Source organism: uncultured Williamsia sp. (assembly GCF_947494875.1).
Lineage (GTDB): Bacteria > Actinomycetota > Actinomycetes > Mycobacteriales > Mycobacteriaceae > Williamsia_A.
On record NZ_CANLWM010000004.1, the window covers coordinates 46,375 to 62,822 of the forward strand.

The window sequence follows — 16,448 nt, forward strand, 5'->3', positions numbered from 1 at the left end:
CACCAGAGTCATCCTGGAGGCCATCGGCCTTTCCTACCGGGACCTGTTCGACAACCCGAAGGGCGTCACCTACACCTACAGCGACGGCCGTCAGGTCCAGCGCACCGTGGACAAGAAGTTCTACCAGTCCGGCGACACCTCCGGAACTGCGCTCTACGGCGTCCAGAACCTCACCACCGACATGTCCGTTCCGGTGTTGGTCGTCGAGGGCGAGAAGGACGTAAACACCGCTCGCTTTAACGGGTTTCAGGCCGTGTCGCCGCCGCAAGGGGCGAGCACTGGGGCGGCCCGGTTCGACTGGACCCCGGTGGCCGGTCGTCCTGTCATGATCGTGGCCGACAAGGACGATGCGGGCCGCAAGCACGCCAACGACGTCGCCGACAGCCTCGAACAGATCGCGTCGTCAGTGATCATCGTGGAAGCGGCAGAGGGCAAGGACCTCACGGACCACCTCGCTGCCGATCTCACCGTCGACGACCTGAGACGGGTGACGCCCGACATCGAGGCCACGCACGAAGTGTTCCGGCGGTGGCTGGGCGACAGCTACGACCTCGACGTGCTCGACATCGTGCTCTCGGTCGCCGCCTCGGAGAAGCTCGATGGAGACCCCGCCTGGCTGCTGGTGGTGTCGGGATCCGGCAACGCCAAGACCGAGACCGTCCAGGCACTGGCGGGCGCTGGCGCCCGCGTCACCTCCGAGATCAAGTCACCCGGTGCACTGCTCTCCGCGACCGCGTCGAAGGAACGGAGCAAGAACGCCACCGGTGGACTTCTCGCCGGGATGAATCGCGGCCTGCTGATCATCAAGGACGTGACCACGATCCTCTCGATGTCGCGGGACTCGCGCGCCGAGCTACTCGCCGCGCTCCGCGAGATCGCGGACGGCTACTGGGAACGCAACGTCGGCAGCGACGGCGGACTGACTCTCACCTGGAAGGGTCGCCTGGTCACGATCGGCGCTGTTACAACCGCGTGGGACAAGGCGCACGCGGTCATCGCAGCATGCGGCGACCGGTTCCTGCTGGTGCGCGCCGACTCAACCATCAACCGCAAGGCCGCCGGCCGATCCGCGCTCGCCAACGTCGGGTCCGAGAAGCAGATGCGCCAGGAACTGTCGGACGCAGTGGGAGCCCTGTTCGCTGGCCTGCGAACGTCGGCGACCATCAACCTCGACGCCGAGGCTGAGGAACTCATCCTCGATGCGGGCGACCTCGTGGCGCAGGTGCGCACAGCCGTGGAAGTCGACAGGATGGGCACACCGGAGATGGCGCATGCCCCAGAAGCGGCGACCCGCATCGTGAAGCAACTGGCCCAGGTGGCCCGTGGTGCGCTCGCCCTCGGCATCGACAGGGACCGGGCAATCAAGCTCGCTGTCCGCTGCGCTCGCGACACGATGCCGCCGATGCGCCTCGAACTCATCGACTACCTCGCGGAGCACCCCAACTCGTCGAAGGCGGACGTGGCCAGGGGCGTCAATAAGCCGCGTGCGTCCACGGTCCGACAGCTGCAGATGCTCCAGCTGCTCGGTGTCGTCGAGGAGGACGACAGCCAGGAGCGGTGGGCTCTCTCTGCGCACATCGATCCGAAGGTCATCGACATGGAGAGCATGTCCAGAAACGGCACCACACTCTCTATCTCTCAAGAGGGACCTCGTCAGCCGGGAGTGGCCTCTACCTCTACTGCCACTTCTGGGCAGACTCCCTCGATGCAGAGCGATGGGTCTACCGCCGTTTCTGGGCAGCCGTCGATCTGGTGTGAGTGCGGCAAGCCAGCCGACGAACCATCCGTCCTGTGCATCGCCTGCCAAGTCGACGACGCCATGTCGGAGTTCACCGCGTGATCATCGACGCCCCAGCGTGAACCGGGGAGGGGCGGCCCGCGCGGTGACGCGGGTGGTGCGGTCCTACAGCGTCTGACGACGCCGCCACATCGCTCTCCACCCGGCGGATGCGCGGCCTCAGGCTCTCGCATCCGCCGGGTCCGCCGCGCTTGGCATCACGACCGCCAGTTCTGCTGTCCACGGTGCGCCCTAAACGGGCGAATGGGGCCGCCAAGGGTTCTTCCACCCGTGGCCAAATTCTGGCCGTCCTACCGGCAAATATGTCACTTCTCCGGAGGGACTCCTATGGAGCCTGGATCCCCCCTGCCCGAAAGCAGCCACATGGTGACCTGCGAGCAATGCGGCGCCAAACCCGGACGACCCTGCAACTCGGCTCTGCTGAGTGATCACCGGGCGCGGCTGTGGCGCTACACACGAATTCGACTCTCGGACAACCCGTACAGATTTCGGCATTGGTGACCGCCGACCAACGGGTCACCACAACAACCAACAATGAAAGAGATTGACTATGCGTTCGACTGATCCGGCGACTTTCGCCGCACCCCTGCACGCCCTGGGCCTGCTCACCGACGACGACCTCGCCGCCGTCGACCACCACCTCGACATCGCCAACCGCGCCCGCGCGTTCGCCGCGAACGCCGCCGTGTTGCGCCGTGACTCTGTTCTCGACGCTACCGACGACGTGATGAAGTCCAAGGACGTTGAGAAGGCGATCCTGTCCGCGGCCGGGAAGGTCCAGACCGACGCTGCTGCTGACGTCGCCGCCCAGGTCGCGATCGCTGCCGACACCCGCGCCGATGAGATCGTCCGCAAGCACCGGGACCACTATGCGGCGGCGATCACCGCCGAGTTTGAGGCGATGACACAGGAAGCGGTGGAGCCCCTGCAGGAACTGGCCGGGATCTCCACCCCGGCGCAGGCGATCGAGCACGGTGTCGCCGACGCCTGGAAGCGCCTCACCGACATCAAGGAGCGATGGGGAGTTCTCGACGACCTCGTCGTCATGCTCCGTCTCGCCGGACTCATCGCGTCCGCTCGCAACGGCGACCACGGATGGCATTGGGCGTGGCGGCAGGGTCCGGTCGACTCGTACGCGATGCAGCGCGCCCGCAACGGCGACCCCAGCGGGGTCGTCGCGTTCGCCCTGGACCTCACCCGCGGCCGATACGTGCCACAGGACGCCGACGAGGCCAGCCGCGTCCTCGACGCCTACGAGTCCAGCACCACAGGGAACGCCGCGTGATCGCCGAGACCGTTCTCCTCCGGGCAGCACTCACCGCAGAGGCAGGTGGGCGCTGGATCCCGGCCGGATCGGACGTGTACGTCAAGCCCTCGGGACCATCCGTCGACTTCCTCGTCGAAGTTGCCGGAGCCAAGGAGGACGGGCGACTGCTGCATGGCGGCGGCGCCCCGATGCCGATGGACGGCGAGGTGCTGTTCGACGCCAGCGATTTGGCTGACCGACTTCGCAGCGGCCCGATCCACCGGGACTACAAGCCGAGCGCACCGACCGTGGCGCGCCACCTGCGCCCGTGAAGCACTGCCGGGTGTGCGGGGAGCGCAAGAACGAGCGTGAGTACTTCTCCGACGGGCGGGGCGGAACTAGATCAGATTGCATGAGCTGCAATCGATCCGCCGCTCGCGCGCGCTATACCGGGGACCTGCGGGACCGTCGCCGGATCCAATCCCGGGACTACTGGCGTGCGCGTGAAGGGGACGCCGCCGCGTAGAGAAGAGGTCCTTGCCCTCCAGTGCGCCCCCGTGACCGCAGAACTTGGTCACGGGGGCGCGGCCTCAGAATTTGGACGCGTAGGTCTCAATCAAGTTCGTCGAGCCTCCGCTCCCACTCGTCAAAGAAGGCTTGGCCATCGAGAAAACTCTGAGCGCCAGTCCCTACGCGTCGGAGCGGTTTACGAATGTCCTTACTCATCGCTGCGACGTCACTAACTACTTGCTGAAATTCGACGACCTTTTCGCATGCTTCCCGCGCAGTTTGTACGAAATCTCGGATAATTTCCTTGAACTCCTCGACATCCTGTTGTTCGGATGGGGTTACCGACAGATTGAGCTGGCTTAAAATAACCGACATGTGCGCGTCGAGTTGTCGGGTGTAATCCAGATAGTCTCGACCGCGTTCGACGATCCTGTCGGCCAACGGATCGAGATCCCGAGCGAGTCGTCGCGCTGTCACAACCTTCGCACTACTTGTCGGCGCGCTATTCATCGCGGGCGTATAGGCTTCGAAGAGACCGCCAATCTCGACTACGACTTCCTGGTATCGCTCAAGGACTTGCTTCCATTTGGGTAGCTCCTCCTCCGCAAACGCGAGGGCATCCATGATGCCGGGCGCGTCGTCATCTGGCTCCTCGGCATTGTCGGGTGCAATTTCGACCTCAGGTCTAGCCGAGATCTCCGCCGCGATTACCGACAACCGTTGTGCCAGTTTGTTTATGGCGCGACTGTAGCTTGGACTCCGCTCATCTTCGAATCGCAGTTCGGTCCAGTCTTCGTACTGAGTCCTAGCAATCGTCGCGAGAACCTCGTCGGGCGAGTCTTCCTCCAGGCCCGGGACCGCGAGGTAGAGAATAGGGAGAACTAGTTCAGGGACGCCCTTGCGGCGTGCATTCGCGGAGAACTTGAGAAGTTCCCGTCGACACTCAGGCCGCCGCACATACCGAGCGGTCACTATTGGTATAAAAAACGCGGTGTCGGTTAGCGCCTCGTCTATCACGGATCGCCACTTTTGCCCCCACTCAATACTTTCTCTGTCTAGAAATATCTCAATCTCATCCCCGCCCGTAATCATCTTGTACTCATCTTTGATCCGAGTACTCAGACGGGCGATCTTGCCGCCGTCCGCCGCATCGTCGTCGTGCACATAGCTCCAGAAGCCGTACGGCTTCTCTTCCCCGGTTCCCATGACCAAACGTTATTACAGATTTTGTTGGCTTCGGGCAAGTTTGGACGGTCGGTCGGGCCATTGACGCGACTACATGGGGCCTATGAGAAATGGGCGCAGGGCGCCCATAAAGCCCGCTACTTAGATCCGGGGTATGCCCCCACCCTCGAAAGGACCATCTAGATGATGCTTCAGACTGACGCGGTGTTGCGTGCCCGCGCTGACCTCGCGGCCGAACTTGAACGGCGGGAGGCGTTCCCGCTCTTGGATGCTTGGCTGGTTCCGTGCGGTAATCGCCCGGTCTGGACTCGTGAGGAGTGGATCGATAAGTTCCGTGCGCTCGGCTACCGGGAGGACGGCTGGGTGTCGGCCCCGACTGATCAGGATTTTATGTTCCGGGGGTGTCGTTTTGAGGACCGCGAGGGCTTGTCCTGGACCCCGTCGTATTCCCTGGCCGCATGGTTCGCTCGCCGGTGTGATGGAGAGGTCTATGTAGTTCTCGGCATCCCGGCCGAACGGCTTCTGGCCCGGATTGGACCCACCTACGCGGATCGACAGACCGGGCCGGCGGTGGAGTTCGTTGTTGATGTGCGAGGGCTCGAAACTCGATTGGTGTGACGTGATGAGGCATAGCGTCGGTATTGAGCCGGTGGACGTCTATGGCCGCCGCGTTAGTACTAGCATCACCCGAGGGCACGTCCCAACCAGTCGACCCCGCCACCGGAAACAGTGGCGGGGTCGACTGGGGCCTATCAGCTGACGTAGGCAGGGAGCGTGTAGCTCTTGCCCGTGAACTCGTCGAGGTGCTTCTGGAGCGTCGTGACCTCCTCGGCGGTGTAGCTCTTGCCGGCCACGAGGTAGGAGATGAGTTCGGCGCTGCGTCGGTAGTTCTCGGCGCGAGCGACGATGCGACCGCTCGCGAGAACGAGCAATCCCTCCCAAGTGGACGAGCTGACGTCCCAATCGATCCTGTTGGCTCGCTTGATCGCGGTCTTCATGTCCACGCCGTGTCGTTCGGTGGCCATGAGCAGACCCCGCACGAGGGCGATCTGACCAGCGGGCTTGAGCAGCAGGTTGTCGGTCTCGCGCTGTCGGAGCGCGGGGATCGCGTTCGGCTTGTCGACCGCCTCCTTGTAGACATCGATGTTGTCGACCAGGGAGTGCCACCACGCCGTGACGATGTCGGCCGCATCATGCAACTCGTCCTCGGGCGGTCGCACAACGAGGTCCTTCTCGTCGAAATTTTTTCCGTTCTCCCGACAGATGTCCTTCACCGTTTCGTACACCGCGCTCACGGTGGTGAGCTGTGCGCTGCGGTCGCCGAGGGTGTTCGACTTCCAGTTGACGATCAGCTCTCCGTTCTTGGTGACTGCGCCGAGGGGTGCGCCGGGCTCCAGGAGCGAGCGGGTGATGATGGCGTAGCCGTCGTCTTCGGAGGTGATGATGTTGTCGGATCGTCCGGTCGGCTTGGCCGACTTGTTGATCTTGTTGAACATCCGTCGGGTGGACTGGCTGCTGGTGTACTCGACGAAGATGACGGTGACCTCGTCGTTCCGAACGTCTTCGACGAACTCGCCCTCGATGGCCTGATCTCGGGTGTCCTTCTTCTCCGACACCATCTTCAGTGCCTTCCATCGGTGCTGGCCGTCGAGGACGACGAGGTCGCCGCCGTCGACTGTCAGCACCCCCATGTCACTCATGACTCGCTTGTAGATGGGTGGGGCCTTCGTGAGCCACTGGTCGGCGACTTCGTACTCGAAGATGTCGGCCTCGCGAACGAGGATGATGATGGACCCGAAGAATCGGTCCTCCGACTTGGCGAGGTAGGGGACCAGCTCATCGCGGACACGCTTCTCGTTGAGCTTGCGCTGGATCCGTTCCTCGATGCCCTGGGTGGCCCAGTCATCCTTCTCGCTGGCCGCCCGAGCGAGCGTCGCGATGTCCGCCGCTCGCATCTTGGTGGTGTAATACTCGATGTTGCCCATCTGGCTCTTGATCGCGGGCAGAAGTGTTGCCATGGTTAGCTCCGTTTCTTGAGTGCGTAACGGATGTCGTTACACAGTGGGTTGAGGGTCCTGATCAGCGCAGGTTCCAGGCTGCGCTGATCAGGACCGTCTGCGAAGATCCATGCGAACCGGACGTTCCCGACCCGGTTTCGCAAGGCGATCCGCAGTTTTCTGTTGTGACTGTCCTCCAGGTGCTTGTGGAAGCGCCTGTTGAGGTCGTCGGTGCGGCCGATGTAAAGCGGACCGCGGAGATCGCTGATGACATAGACCCCGCCCACGTCGGGAATGTCTGCCGTGCTGCTGGGCCGGAAGGCGACGTCTCCGTCGACTCCCATGGCGGCCGTGGCGAGACCATGCATCTGTAAAGCCTCCTCTCTCAATTACTTTCGATGGTGCCGGCCGGTTTGGCTGACATGAACGAAGCTACATGGTTTGCGCCGACATGGGAAGAGTCTGCGCAAACTTTTTCCAGATTTTTCGTTCTGACTCGCGTGTTTGTACCAACAGGACCTTCCGTTTTGGCCGCTGACCAGCAACAATCGGGGGGTGGACGAGTCTCTGGCCTCGAAGCTGGCCTCCCTCAGGACTGCGCGTCAGGGCCCGGGTGTGCCCCGGCTGCACAAGCCGGCGATGGTTGCGCTTCTTCTTCATCGCTACATCGCCGACGGTTGGGTGGCTGCGAGCCATGACGACATCACCGACGACCTCAAGCGGTTGCTTACGGCGGTCGGTGTCGAGGGACAAATCAGGACGGAGTACCCGTTTTGGCGGCTGCGGACCGATGGATTTTGGACCGTCGACGGCGCGGACGAACTCGAAGCCGCCATGAACGATGCAGGAGATGTCGTAACAGCCGATCTCACCGCCGCGCATATCGGCCGTTGGACTCAGGACGCCCTCGCTGACTTCCGCGCCGACGGGGCCCGCCGACATCTGAACACTGTCTTGGGCACCTACTTCGACGCAGCCCAACGCGCGGCGCTGCTCGCCGCTCTGCCCAGCAGACGAGACTTCGCTCAAAGTCCGATTACGAACAACGGTAGGGAGGACTGATGCAGACCATCTACTGGTACGACGGCGCGGGGATCGACGATTCCAGCTCAGTCCTACTGCGAATCGACGTCCCCGACGGAGCCCCGCTCTACGCGGGAAAGAACGGCATGCGTTGGGCAGGAAGTGACGGTTGGGTCCCCTGCGATGTCATCGACCGTGTGTGGGGAAAGGGCGACTATCAATCCCTCAGCGAGGCTGATGCCATGCACCTGATCGCCATCAAGGATGCCGTCTGAGAGGTCTCACCACTGCGTGCCGCTTATCGACTCAGACACGCGCCCAGAGCCGACTGATGGATTACTAGCCCCCAACCCGGCCTCTTGGAGAAGCGGTGGATCTTGCGAGAGGCTCGAATGAGTATCGTGCCGTTTCATGAGAAGATCTGGTCGGCGAAACGACACTAACGGACCAACCGTCTCGGAGCTTGTGGTCAACTTCGGGGGCGTTGTACACCCGCAGGCGGGTAATTGGCGGATTTACGGACCGGTCAACGTGAAAATCGAAGATAGGCAGTTCAGGATCGCATTACTCAATTCATGCTTTAGCGTTCGGGTTGTCATTAAGGACCCTCCGGATCAATCTTCAGGTCTGCAGGAGTACGTGACCCGGCTTTGGTACGACACCGACGCAGTTGTCATGAGCGTTATTGATGCGCTCGGATTCTGCCTAGCGGCAGCGCCAATGCAACTGCAACTTATCACGGGATCGATTGACGGTAGAGACGCGCTAATAGGCGGCAAGACGTCGATGGACGACCTCTCGGTCGCCGTTGCCGATGAGGTAACCGGGGATCTCTTGGGCCCTTACCTGGGTCACTCGGTGACAAACGCCAACGTCCGACACGCGCTGGCTGACATCCGGATGGCTATGGGCTTCACCGAGGATTGTTTTTTCTACTGCTACCGGGCGATCGAGAGCATGCGACAGCAATACTTCGATGATCCTGGAGCGTTCGACGATGGTGCTGATCGGCGGCAATCGTGGGTGAGGCTGCGTGAAGCCCTCGACGTGGACGAGTCGACTCTCCGCGCTCTGCATGTGAAGGCGAACACGCGTAGGCACGGCAGGAACGTGTCGAGCCAGTTCGAAGAAAGGCGCGAGGCGGTCAGGATGACCCGAGAGCTACTGCGCAAGTTCATTCTCACCCTGCCGCCACCCCCGCCGATGCCCACGTTCGACGCCTAGGGCCGCCTTGCTTGACCCGTCTATGGAGTAGAGGCCGCGGATCGCCTTCGTCAGACTCATTCCTTCCGTGTCGCACCGCAATCGATGGCTCGCGCGTCGGCGCACTTGCGATGAGTGTCGGGAGCACGACGGGCGTGTGCGGCCCGGGTTAGATGCCCTCTCGCAGAGGGCGAAAGTGGCTATAGTCGAGGCGTCATCTGACGCAATCGATAGAGACGCTGCGCATGAATGGGGAAATATGTGGGTCGTCACTCCTCTATTGACGAGGCTGAACAATCGCCGTCTCCGAAGCGGAGGTCGTTTCTGCGGTCCAAATGGACTTGGGTTGTCACGACTCTCATCGCAGTTGCTTCGCTCACGGCCACGGTGACTTTCGGTTCGCTCAATTTCTCGAAGGACCCGCCACAAGCCGGTAACGTGTTCAACGCGCCGGTAACGTTCTTCAATGGTCCCCAAGCCCCGATAACTAAGACCACTACCGAACCAAACCAGCCCGTGAGCGGGTCGCTTTACCAAAACGGTCCCTGCCCGGACAACCCTCGTAAGGCCGGGTGGGGTCCTGCGCGCGACATCCTGCCCAGGGACAAGTTCTCCCCGCTTCCCTCTTTCAATTCTGATAACTTTCCGGAAGTTATCGGCGATGAGCGCGGATTTTTCGGAATACGTGACGTAACCTATGGAGAGCAATCTGAGCCGTGGCGTTATTCGATGGGAATGGAGCCAGGACACACATACCGGCTCAGGATTTTCATTCACAACAGTGGTGACCAAGATACGGTTGCAAAGGGCACCCGCCTGATCGTGGGGCTACCGACATGCACCGGTCGTCGAATAGCTACCAGCGCTATTATCTCAGCTAGTAATGCTAATCCACGTGAGGTGTGGGGCGGGGTAAATTTGTTCTCCGATAGAGTGTTCAATATCGCTTACCTGAATGGATCTGCGCTTTACTGCAATAATTACTTCAAGTGCTCAGACGGGGGCGAAGGCGGCGTTCGGCTGTCAGAAGATTTTCTGACTAGCCGCGGCGCTCTCCTCGGTTACGACGCCCTGAACGGAGAATTCCGGGGAAACTACGATTTCTCGGCATTCTTTAGTTTTCGCATCAAGCCACAGTTCGCGCCCGAGCGATGACCGTCGGCCCTCCTCTGAAAACGGTCCTTCTCAGACCTTTGCTGTCACCGGTGACAACATCGTGTCCGCGTTGACGGGGATCGTGACGAAGGCACTCAACACGTCCGTCGGCTGAGGGACGGGTGACCGCGGCGGCATTCACGTGTCGCCGCGGGAACCCCTCTCGCTCAGCGGATGTCGACCTTCTTGCCGGTGGTGTCGCGTTCCTTCTCGCCGTACCAGGCGACGAACTCGCGGACCCCGACCTCGTGGAGGCGGCGCAGCGAGATGCGCACGACTGCCTTCGGCGCCAACGCGATCCCGTCCGCACCGACGAGAGCTCGCACACGCCGATGGAAGACGAGGTCCTCGTCGGTGTCGTCCATCGACGCCCGCGGGAAGCCGCCGCTGAGCTCGTAGACCTCGGCGTCGAAGGCCATGTTCGGTCCACAGATCGCGAAGCTGCGTCGGTTCTGGTCGGGCTCGTTGCGGGTCCGATACCACTCGAGCACGTGTCCGAGACGCCACCCGTTCCCGATGACGTTGAAGACGCGGTTCGTGAGGCCCTCGTCGTCGCGGGCGCGCAAACGGCCCCCGACGAGACGCTTCCCCGCGTAGAGCGGGCGGAGGATCTCGGCGAGCCAGTCGGGCTCGGGGAGGGTGTCGGCGTCGGTCCGTGCGATGAACGTCGCACCCGTTGCGATCGCATACCGCGTCGCGGTGTCGACCGCGTACCCACAGCCCTTCTCCCGCTCCGAGATCAGCTCCACCGGGAAGCGGGGCCCGCTGGCGATGTGCTCGCGGACGATGTCCGCGGTCCGGTCGGTGCTGTTGTTGTCCACGACGATGACGCGGAACCCGTCGAACACCCGGCGGTGGAGCACCGAGTCGAACCGTTGGTCGTCGAGGGCGCGAAGCGTGTCGAGGATGTAACTCTCCTCGTTGAACGCAGCGACGATCACGGCAACTGGCGACTGATCGCTCGTCATTAGTTCAGTACAACACAGGTGCACCGAGGCCGCAGGACCGATTCAGGTCAGCGGATGTCGGCGTCACGATCGGGCCGGTCGTCGCCGGCAGAGCTGTACCAGGACACGAAGTCCCGGGTCCCGTACTCGTCGAGACGGCGGAGCGAGGTGCGGACCAGTGCCCGCGTGGCGAGTGCGATGCCGTCGCCCCCGACGAGTGCCCGCACGCGCTGGTGGAGGACCTCGTCCTCGTGGGCGTCCTCGATGCGTGTGCGCGGGAAACCGCCGGATCGTTCGTACATCTCGGCGTCGATCGCCATGTTGTTGCCGACGACGGCGAAACTGCGGCGCTCGTGCGGCGCCGCGCGCCGCGTGCGCACCCATTCCACTGCGTGGCCGACGCGCCAGAGACTCCCGACCGCGTTGAACACCGTCGCCGACGTCCCTCCGTCGGACCGCGCCTGGACACGACCCCCGACCAGCCGGTACCCGTCGAGCAGGGGCGCGACGATGTTCGCGAGCCAGTCGGGTGCGGGCAACGTGTCGGCGTCGGTGCGAGCGATGAACTGCGCGCCGAGCTCGATGGCCCGGCGGACGCCGGTGTCCGCGGCGCACCCGGTGCCCTTCTCCGGCTCGGACACCAGCTCCATCGGCGCCGCGGTGCCGGCGTCCAGGAACGACCGGACGACGTCGGCCGTCCCGTCGGTGCTCGCGTTGTCCACCACGACCACCCGGTATCCGTGCAGGACGTGCCTGTGGACGACGGAGTCGAACCGCTGGCGGTCGAGCGCGCGCAGGGTGTCGGTGATCAGGCGTTCCTCGTTGTGGGCCGGGACGACGACGGCCACCGCGGGGACGGCCGCGACGCCGGGGTTGCTGGTCACCCCGGGAGTAAAGCACCGTCGGGTGGGCGGTGTCGGATGGTGGCCGCGCGATCACGCCGAATGCGCCTGTAACCCGGCTCACGCACGTCACGATGATGGGAGGGCGGCCGCAGTGGCACGTGTGCCACACGACGGGAGGAGGCGTGGGGGTGAACTCGCAGGCGGTCACACACCGCGCTCTCACCGGACCTACCGCGAAGCCGTCCTTCCGGCAACTGCTGGTGCGATGGCTGGTGGACGACTTCGACTACCGCTACGTCATCGAGCACCACTCGCTGCGCCCGCTCTACCACCCGATGCGGGTGATCCTCGCCGGCAACACCGCGTTGCTGGCGGTCTGCGCGATGCTCCTGCTCTCCAGCCGGGAGGGCCCGTCGACGACGGCGGGAGTGGTGTGGGTGTGGATCGTGCTCGCGGTCCAACTGGTGGTCATCACGTTCATCCTCACCATCAGGAAGTCGTTCCTCACCGAGCACGCCCGGGGATGCCTGGTCGGCTTCGGCATCTTCGGCGACGTCGGTCTGACCTCCGTGCTGTTCCTGTACAGCCCGACGGTCAGCGCGTTCGCCTGCGTGTTCTTCGTGGTGAACAGCGCGCTGTGCACCTTCCTGGTGAGTTCGCGCTGGCTCCTCGTCCACACCGTGTTCGTGACGGTGGTCATCGTCCTCACGGCGCTGCGGCTGCAGATGGCGGGGATGTTCGACACCCAGGCCGTGATCGCGGGCACCATCGTCCTCGTCGCCGCCGTCGACGGCATCCCCGCCGTCGCGCACTTCGCCTGGTCGACGCTGTCCACGGACTCCCGCCAGGCCATCCGCGACCCCCTGACGGGGCTGCTGAACCGGCGCGGCGCCGACGTGTCCGTGGAGCCGCTGTGGTCGGCCGCCGTCGAGGCCGGCCATGCCGTCGCGGTGGTCGTCGTCGACGTCGACGACTTCAAACGCATCAACGACAACCACGGTCACGACGAGGGCGATCGCACCCTGCGTCGCATCGCCGACGCGCTGGACGCGGCCGTCGGCGACGGTGTGCTGGCGCGGACCGGCGGCGAGGAGTTCACCGCCTACCTCGCGGGGACACCCGACGAGCTGCGGCGACGGATCGCCGCGGTGCCGACGACGATCGGGAACGACGGCACGATCGGCTGCTCGATCAGTGTCGGTGCCGCGATCATCACGCAGCCGGCCGTCGCCGGTGTCGGCCTGGGCGTGGTGCTCCCGGCCCTGCGGACGGCGGACACGCTGATGTACGAGGCGAAGCAGCGCGGCGGAGGGCGGGCACTGACCACCGACGTCGAGGGCTGAGGCGGGCTCGACGGAACCGAACCGCCCCCGCCGGCGTCCAACGGACATGGTGGGTGGGCAGGGACGCGACAGGCCATCGCTGCGTGCGATGGTTCGCGACGACCGCGGGATGGTGACCGTGGAGGCGGCGTTCGCGATCGCGGCGATCGTGGCAGTGGTGATGCTCGGCGTCGGCGTGGTGTCCGCGGCGGCGACACACGTCCGGTGCGTCGATGCCGCCCGGGAGGTGGCGCGGCTCGCCGCCGCCGACGACCCGCGTGCGCTCGACGTCGGGCGATCGGTGGCACCTGGCGGCGCCGGCGTGGGGGTGACCGTCGACGACGACCGCGCCACGGCGCGGGTCACCGCCCGATCGTCGCTTCTTCCCGGGGTCGATCTCGGGGCGACCGCTGTCGCCGCCCGGGAGCCAGGCGGGTCCGGGTGAGGCCAGCGGCATCGGCCCTGATCGACGACGAGCGCGGATCGGTCACCGTGCTCGGCGCGTTCGTCGTCGCCGCCCTGGTCGGCGTGACCGTGCTGGTCGTCCACCTCGGCGCGGCGACCGCGGCCCGTCATCGCGCCCAGACCGGCGCCGACCTCGCGGCGCTGGCCGGTGCGGGTCGGGCGCTGCTCGCCGAACCCGACCCGTGTGGCGCGGCACGGGCGATCGGGTCGGTGAACGCCGTCCGCGTCGTCGACTGCCGCGTCGACGGCTCGGACGTCTCGGTGGACGTCGCGGTGTCGGTGTCGCTGGGCCCGTTCGGGTCCCGGGAGGCGCGGGCCCGGGCTCGCGCCGGGCCGTCGGAGGCGGACGGGTGACGGTCAGTCGCCCGCGAGGTCGAGTACGAGGCGCAGCACGGCGATCGCCCCGGCCTTGTCGAGCGGGTCGTTGCCGTTGCCGCACTTCGGCGACTGCACGCACGACGGGCACCCCGTCTCACAGCGACATGCCGTCACCGCGTCGAGGGTCGCCCGGATCCAGGTGCGGAACGCGCGGTAGCCGCGCTCGCCGAACCCGGCGCCGCCCGGATAGCCGTCGTAGACGAAGACGGTGGGCAGATCGGTGTCGGGGTGCAGGTTCGTCGAGAGGCCGCCGATGTCCCAGCGGTCGCAGGTGGCGATGAGCGGCAGGAGTCCGATGGCCGCGTGCTCGGCGGCGTGCAGAGCGCCGGGGAACCGGGCCGCCTCGACGCCGGCGCCCTCGAGGGCCTCGGGCGTGAGCGTGTACATCACCGAGCGGGTGTGCAGGGTCTGCGGCGGCATGTCGAGCTCGACCACGTCGAGGACCTCACCCGAGACCAACGTGCGCAGGTAGCCCACCACCTGGTGGGTCACGTCGACCTCCACGAACGCCACGTGCAGCGGGCCGGCGTCGAAGGACTCCAGCACGGCGGTGATGTCGGTCGAGGTGGTCTCGCGTGCCGAGGTCGTCCAGTCCGGCTCCTCGGGGTGGCACAGCGCCAGGCCCTCCTCGAGGTCGAGTTCGTCGACGACGAACGTGCGCCCCTGGTGGAGGTGCACGGCACCCGCGTGCACGGTCGACATCGCCCGGCCGGTGTCGACGGTGCCCAGCAACTGCGACGTCGTGGTGTCGACGATCATGACCTGCCCGCCGATGCCGCCCCGGATGTCGACGTCGGCGTGCGGCTCGAGGCCCGCGGCGGGGTACCACCCCGCGGCCCGGCGTCGGAGCAGACCGCGCTCGGTCAGGTCGGCGACGACGGGCCCCGCACCGAACGCCGTCACGTCGTCGTCGGTCAGCGGTGCCTCCGTCGCGGCGCAGAGCATGTGCGGACCGAGGACGTAGGGGTTCGCGGGGTCGAACACGCCCGCCTCCACCGGGCGGCCCAGCAGCGCCTCGGGGTGGTGGACCAGGTAGGTGTCGAGCGGATCGTCCCGGGCGACCATCACCACGAGCGAGCCCTCCCCGCGGCGCCCGGCCCGTCCTGCCTGTTGCCAGAACGAGGCGACGGTGCCCGGGTAGCCCGCGACGACGACGGCGTCGAGGCCGGCGATGTCGACGCCGAGCTCGAGAGCGTTGGTGGTGGCGACCCCGAGCAGCGTGCCGTCGGAGAGCGCGGCCTCCAGGGCGCGACGGTCGTCGGCCAGATAACCGGCCCGGTAGGCGGCGACACGGTCGGTGAGCTCGGGGTCGGCCGAGGCGAGAAGGTGTCGCGCGCTGAGGGCAGCGATCTCCGCGCCGCGACGGCTGCGGACGAAACACAGGGTGCGGGCACCCTCCACGACGAGGTCGGCGAGGATCCGCGCCGCGTCGGCTCCCGCGGACCGCCGGACCGGTGCCCCGTTCTCACCCGTGACCCCGGGGGTGAAGCCCGGCTCCCAGAGTGCGACGGTGCGTTCGCCGTGCGGCGACCCGTCGGCGGTGACCGCGACACAGTCGTCGCCGATCAACCGGGTCAGCGCGCCCTGGGGATCTCCGGCGGTCGCGCTCGCGGCCACGACGACCGGGTCGGCCCCGTACCGCCGCGCCATCCGCAGCGTGCGCTGCACGACCAGCGCCGTGTGCGCGCCGAAAACCCCGCGATAGTGGTGGCATTCGTCGATCACCACGTACCGCAGATGCCGGAAGAAGTGACGCCACCGACCGGGCGACCCCAGGAACCCCAGGTGCAGCATGTCGGGGTTGGTGAACAACCATCGGGAGTGTTCGCGGGCCCATTGCCGCACATCGGGTTCGGTGTCGCCGTCGTAGGAACACGGTGCGATGTGCGCGAATTCGGGTCGTCCCGCGATCAGGCCGCTGACCGATCGGATCTGATCGGCCCCGAGGGCCTTGGTGGGGGAGATGTACAGCGCGGTGGCACGGGGATCGTCGACGAGGTCGGTGAGGACGGGCAGCTGGTAGGCGATCGACTTCCCGGACGCGGTTCCCGTCGCCACCACGACATGTCGGCCCCCGTGCGCGTGGTCGGCGGCCTGCATCTGGTGGGTCCACGGGCGCGCCACACCCCGCTCGCGGAACGCGGCCACCACCGCGGGATCGGCCCACTCCGGCCACTCGGCGAACTGTGCTGTCTGCGAACTGATCACGGTCGCGTATGTGACAGGTGACAAGGAATCGTCGATGCCGGCCAGCGTGCGTCTCAGCAGGCCTCCACCGAACGTGTCGGGCAGGGTCACCAGGCGCGACGGCGTTGTCGGACACCATGACCGGGAGGTGTCGACCAGTTGAAATGTGACAGTGTTGCGAACAGAG

Annotated in this window: 17 protein-coding genes; 11 read left to right on the plus strand and 6 right to left on the minus strand. The window is 65.4% G+C overall.

The features are described 5' to 3' along the window. Positions 1–106 precede the first annotated feature (106 nt). The 3 genes from Q1A98_RS10565 to Q1A98_RS10575 all read left to right on the plus strand — a co-directional run bounded on the left by Q1A98_RS10565 (position 107) and on the right by Q1A98_RS10575 (position 3,376). Positions 107–1,840, plus strand: coding sequence for a helix-turn-helix domain-containing protein (locus tag Q1A98_RS10565; RefSeq protein ID WP_299572977.1), 1,734 nt, complete (start codon positions 107–109; stop codon positions 1,838–1,840). 508 nt (positions 1,841–2,348) lie between these two features. Then, positions 2,349–3,083, plus strand: a complete 735-nt coding sequence (locus tag Q1A98_RS10570; RefSeq protein ID WP_299572979.1) for a hypothetical protein — start codon at positions 2,349–2,351, stop codon at positions 3,081–3,083. After that, positions 3,080–3,376 (plus strand): hypothetical protein, encoded by a 297-nt coding sequence (locus Q1A98_RS10575; protein WP_299572981.1) that lies wholly within the window; start codon positions 3,080–3,082, stop codon positions 3,374–3,376. Before Q1A98_RS10570 ends, Q1A98_RS10575 begins: the two co-directional genes overlap by 4 nt. Before the next feature lie 280 nt (positions 3,377–3,656). On the opposite strand, the gene Q1A98_RS10580 is transcribed toward Q1A98_RS10575, so the two are convergent. After that, entirely contained in the window at positions 3,657–4,760 is a 1,104-nt protein-coding gene (locus tag Q1A98_RS10580) for a toll/interleukin-1 receptor domain-containing protein (protein WP_299572983.1), read from the minus strand. 162 nt (positions 4,761–4,922) lie between these two features. Here Q1A98_RS10580 and Q1A98_RS10585 point away from each other — a divergent pair, with 162 nt between their 5' ends. Further along, positions 4,923–5,357 (plus strand): hypothetical protein, encoded by a 435-nt coding sequence (locus tag Q1A98_RS10585; protein WP_299572986.1) that lies wholly within the window; start codon positions 4,923–4,925, stop codon positions 5,355–5,357. Positions 5,358–5,491: 134 nt separating this feature from the next. Here Q1A98_RS10585 and Q1A98_RS10590 read toward each other — a convergent pair whose 3' ends face one another. After that, the gene (locus tag Q1A98_RS10590; protein WP_299572989.1) at positions 5,492–6,757 is read right to left on the minus strand and encodes a DNA sulfur modification protein DndB; all 1,266 of its coding nucleotides are present in this window, start codon (positions 6,755–6,757) and stop codon (positions 5,492–5,494) included. A 2-nt stretch (positions 6,758–6,759) separates the two neighbouring features. Continuing rightward, on the minus strand, positions 6,760–7,104 hold the full coding sequence (locus Q1A98_RS10595) for a GIY-YIG nuclease family protein (RefSeq protein WP_299572992.1): 345 nt from the start codon (positions 7,102–7,104) through the stop codon (positions 6,760–6,762). Positions 7,105–7,291: 187 nt separating this feature from the next. Between Q1A98_RS10595 and Q1A98_RS10600 the strand changes: the two genes are divergently transcribed. The 4 genes from Q1A98_RS10600 (at position 7,292) to Q1A98_RS10615 (ending at position 10,117) form a co-directional block, all read left to right on the plus strand. Beyond that, positions 7,292–7,798 carry a hypothetical protein gene (locus Q1A98_RS10600; protein ID WP_299572995.1) on the plus strand — a complete coding sequence of 169 codons (507 nt, stop codon included), beginning with the start codon at positions 7,292–7,294 and terminating at the stop codon, positions 7,796–7,798. Next, positions 7,798–8,034 (plus strand): hypothetical protein, encoded by a 237-nt coding sequence (locus Q1A98_RS10605; protein WP_299572998.1) that lies wholly within the window; start codon positions 7,798–7,800, stop codon positions 8,032–8,034. The genes Q1A98_RS10600 and Q1A98_RS10605 overlap by 1 nt, the downstream gene beginning before the upstream one ends. Positions 8,035–8,170: 136 nt before the next feature. Then, the gene (locus Q1A98_RS10610) at positions 8,171–8,983 is read left to right on the plus strand and encodes a hypothetical protein (protein WP_299573001.1); all 813 of its coding nucleotides are present in this window, start codon (positions 8,171–8,173) and stop codon (positions 8,981–8,983) included. Positions 8,984–9,211: 228 nt separating this feature from the next. Beyond that, the gene (locus tag Q1A98_RS10615) at positions 9,212–10,117 is read left to right on the plus strand and encodes a hypothetical protein (RefSeq protein ID WP_299573004.1); all 906 of its coding nucleotides are present in this window, start codon (positions 9,212–9,214) and stop codon (positions 10,115–10,117) included. 167 nt (positions 10,118–10,284) lie between these two features. On the opposite strand, the gene Q1A98_RS10620 is transcribed toward Q1A98_RS10615, so the two are convergent. Both Q1A98_RS10620 and Q1A98_RS10625 read right to left on the minus strand, forming a co-directional pair. Next, positions 10,285–11,085, minus strand: coding sequence for a glycosyltransferase family 2 protein (locus Q1A98_RS10620; RefSeq protein WP_299573006.1), 801 nt, complete (start codon positions 11,083–11,085; stop codon positions 10,285–10,287). 47 nt (positions 11,086–11,132) lie between these two features. Next, complete coding sequence (locus tag Q1A98_RS10625) at positions 11,133–11,948, minus strand: glycosyltransferase (protein WP_299573008.1); 816 nt, start codon at positions 11,946–11,948, stop codon at positions 11,133–11,135. Between the two features lie 149 nt (positions 11,949–12,097). Between Q1A98_RS10625 and Q1A98_RS10630 the strand changes: the two genes are divergently transcribed. The 3 genes from Q1A98_RS10630 (at position 12,098) to Q1A98_RS10640 (ending at position 14,050) form a co-directional block, all read left to right on the plus strand. Next, a complete protein-coding gene (locus tag Q1A98_RS10630; RefSeq protein ID WP_299573010.1) occupies positions 12,098–13,252 on the plus strand; it encodes a diguanylate cyclase in 1,155 nt (384 codons plus the stop codon). 88 nt (positions 13,253–13,340) lie between these two features. Then, positions 13,341–13,676, plus strand: coding sequence for a TadE family type IV pilus minor pilin (locus tag Q1A98_RS10635; RefSeq protein WP_299573012.1), 336 nt, complete (start codon positions 13,341–13,343; stop codon positions 13,674–13,676). Then, a complete protein-coding gene (locus tag Q1A98_RS10640) occupies positions 13,673–14,050 on the plus strand; it encodes an Rv3654c family TadE-like protein (protein ID WP_299573014.1) in 378 nt (125 codons plus the stop codon). The genes Q1A98_RS10635 and Q1A98_RS10640 overlap by 4 nt, the downstream gene beginning before the upstream one ends. 3 nt (positions 14,051–14,053) lie before the next feature. Here the strand turns inward: Q1A98_RS10640 and Q1A98_RS10645 are convergent, their stop codons facing one another. Then, on the minus strand, positions 14,054–16,372 hold the full coding sequence (locus tag Q1A98_RS10645) for a DEAD/DEAH box helicase (RefSeq protein ID WP_299573016.1): 2,319 nt from the start codon (positions 16,370–16,372) through the stop codon (positions 14,054–14,056). Between the last annotated feature and the right edge of the window lie 76 nt (positions 16,373–16,448).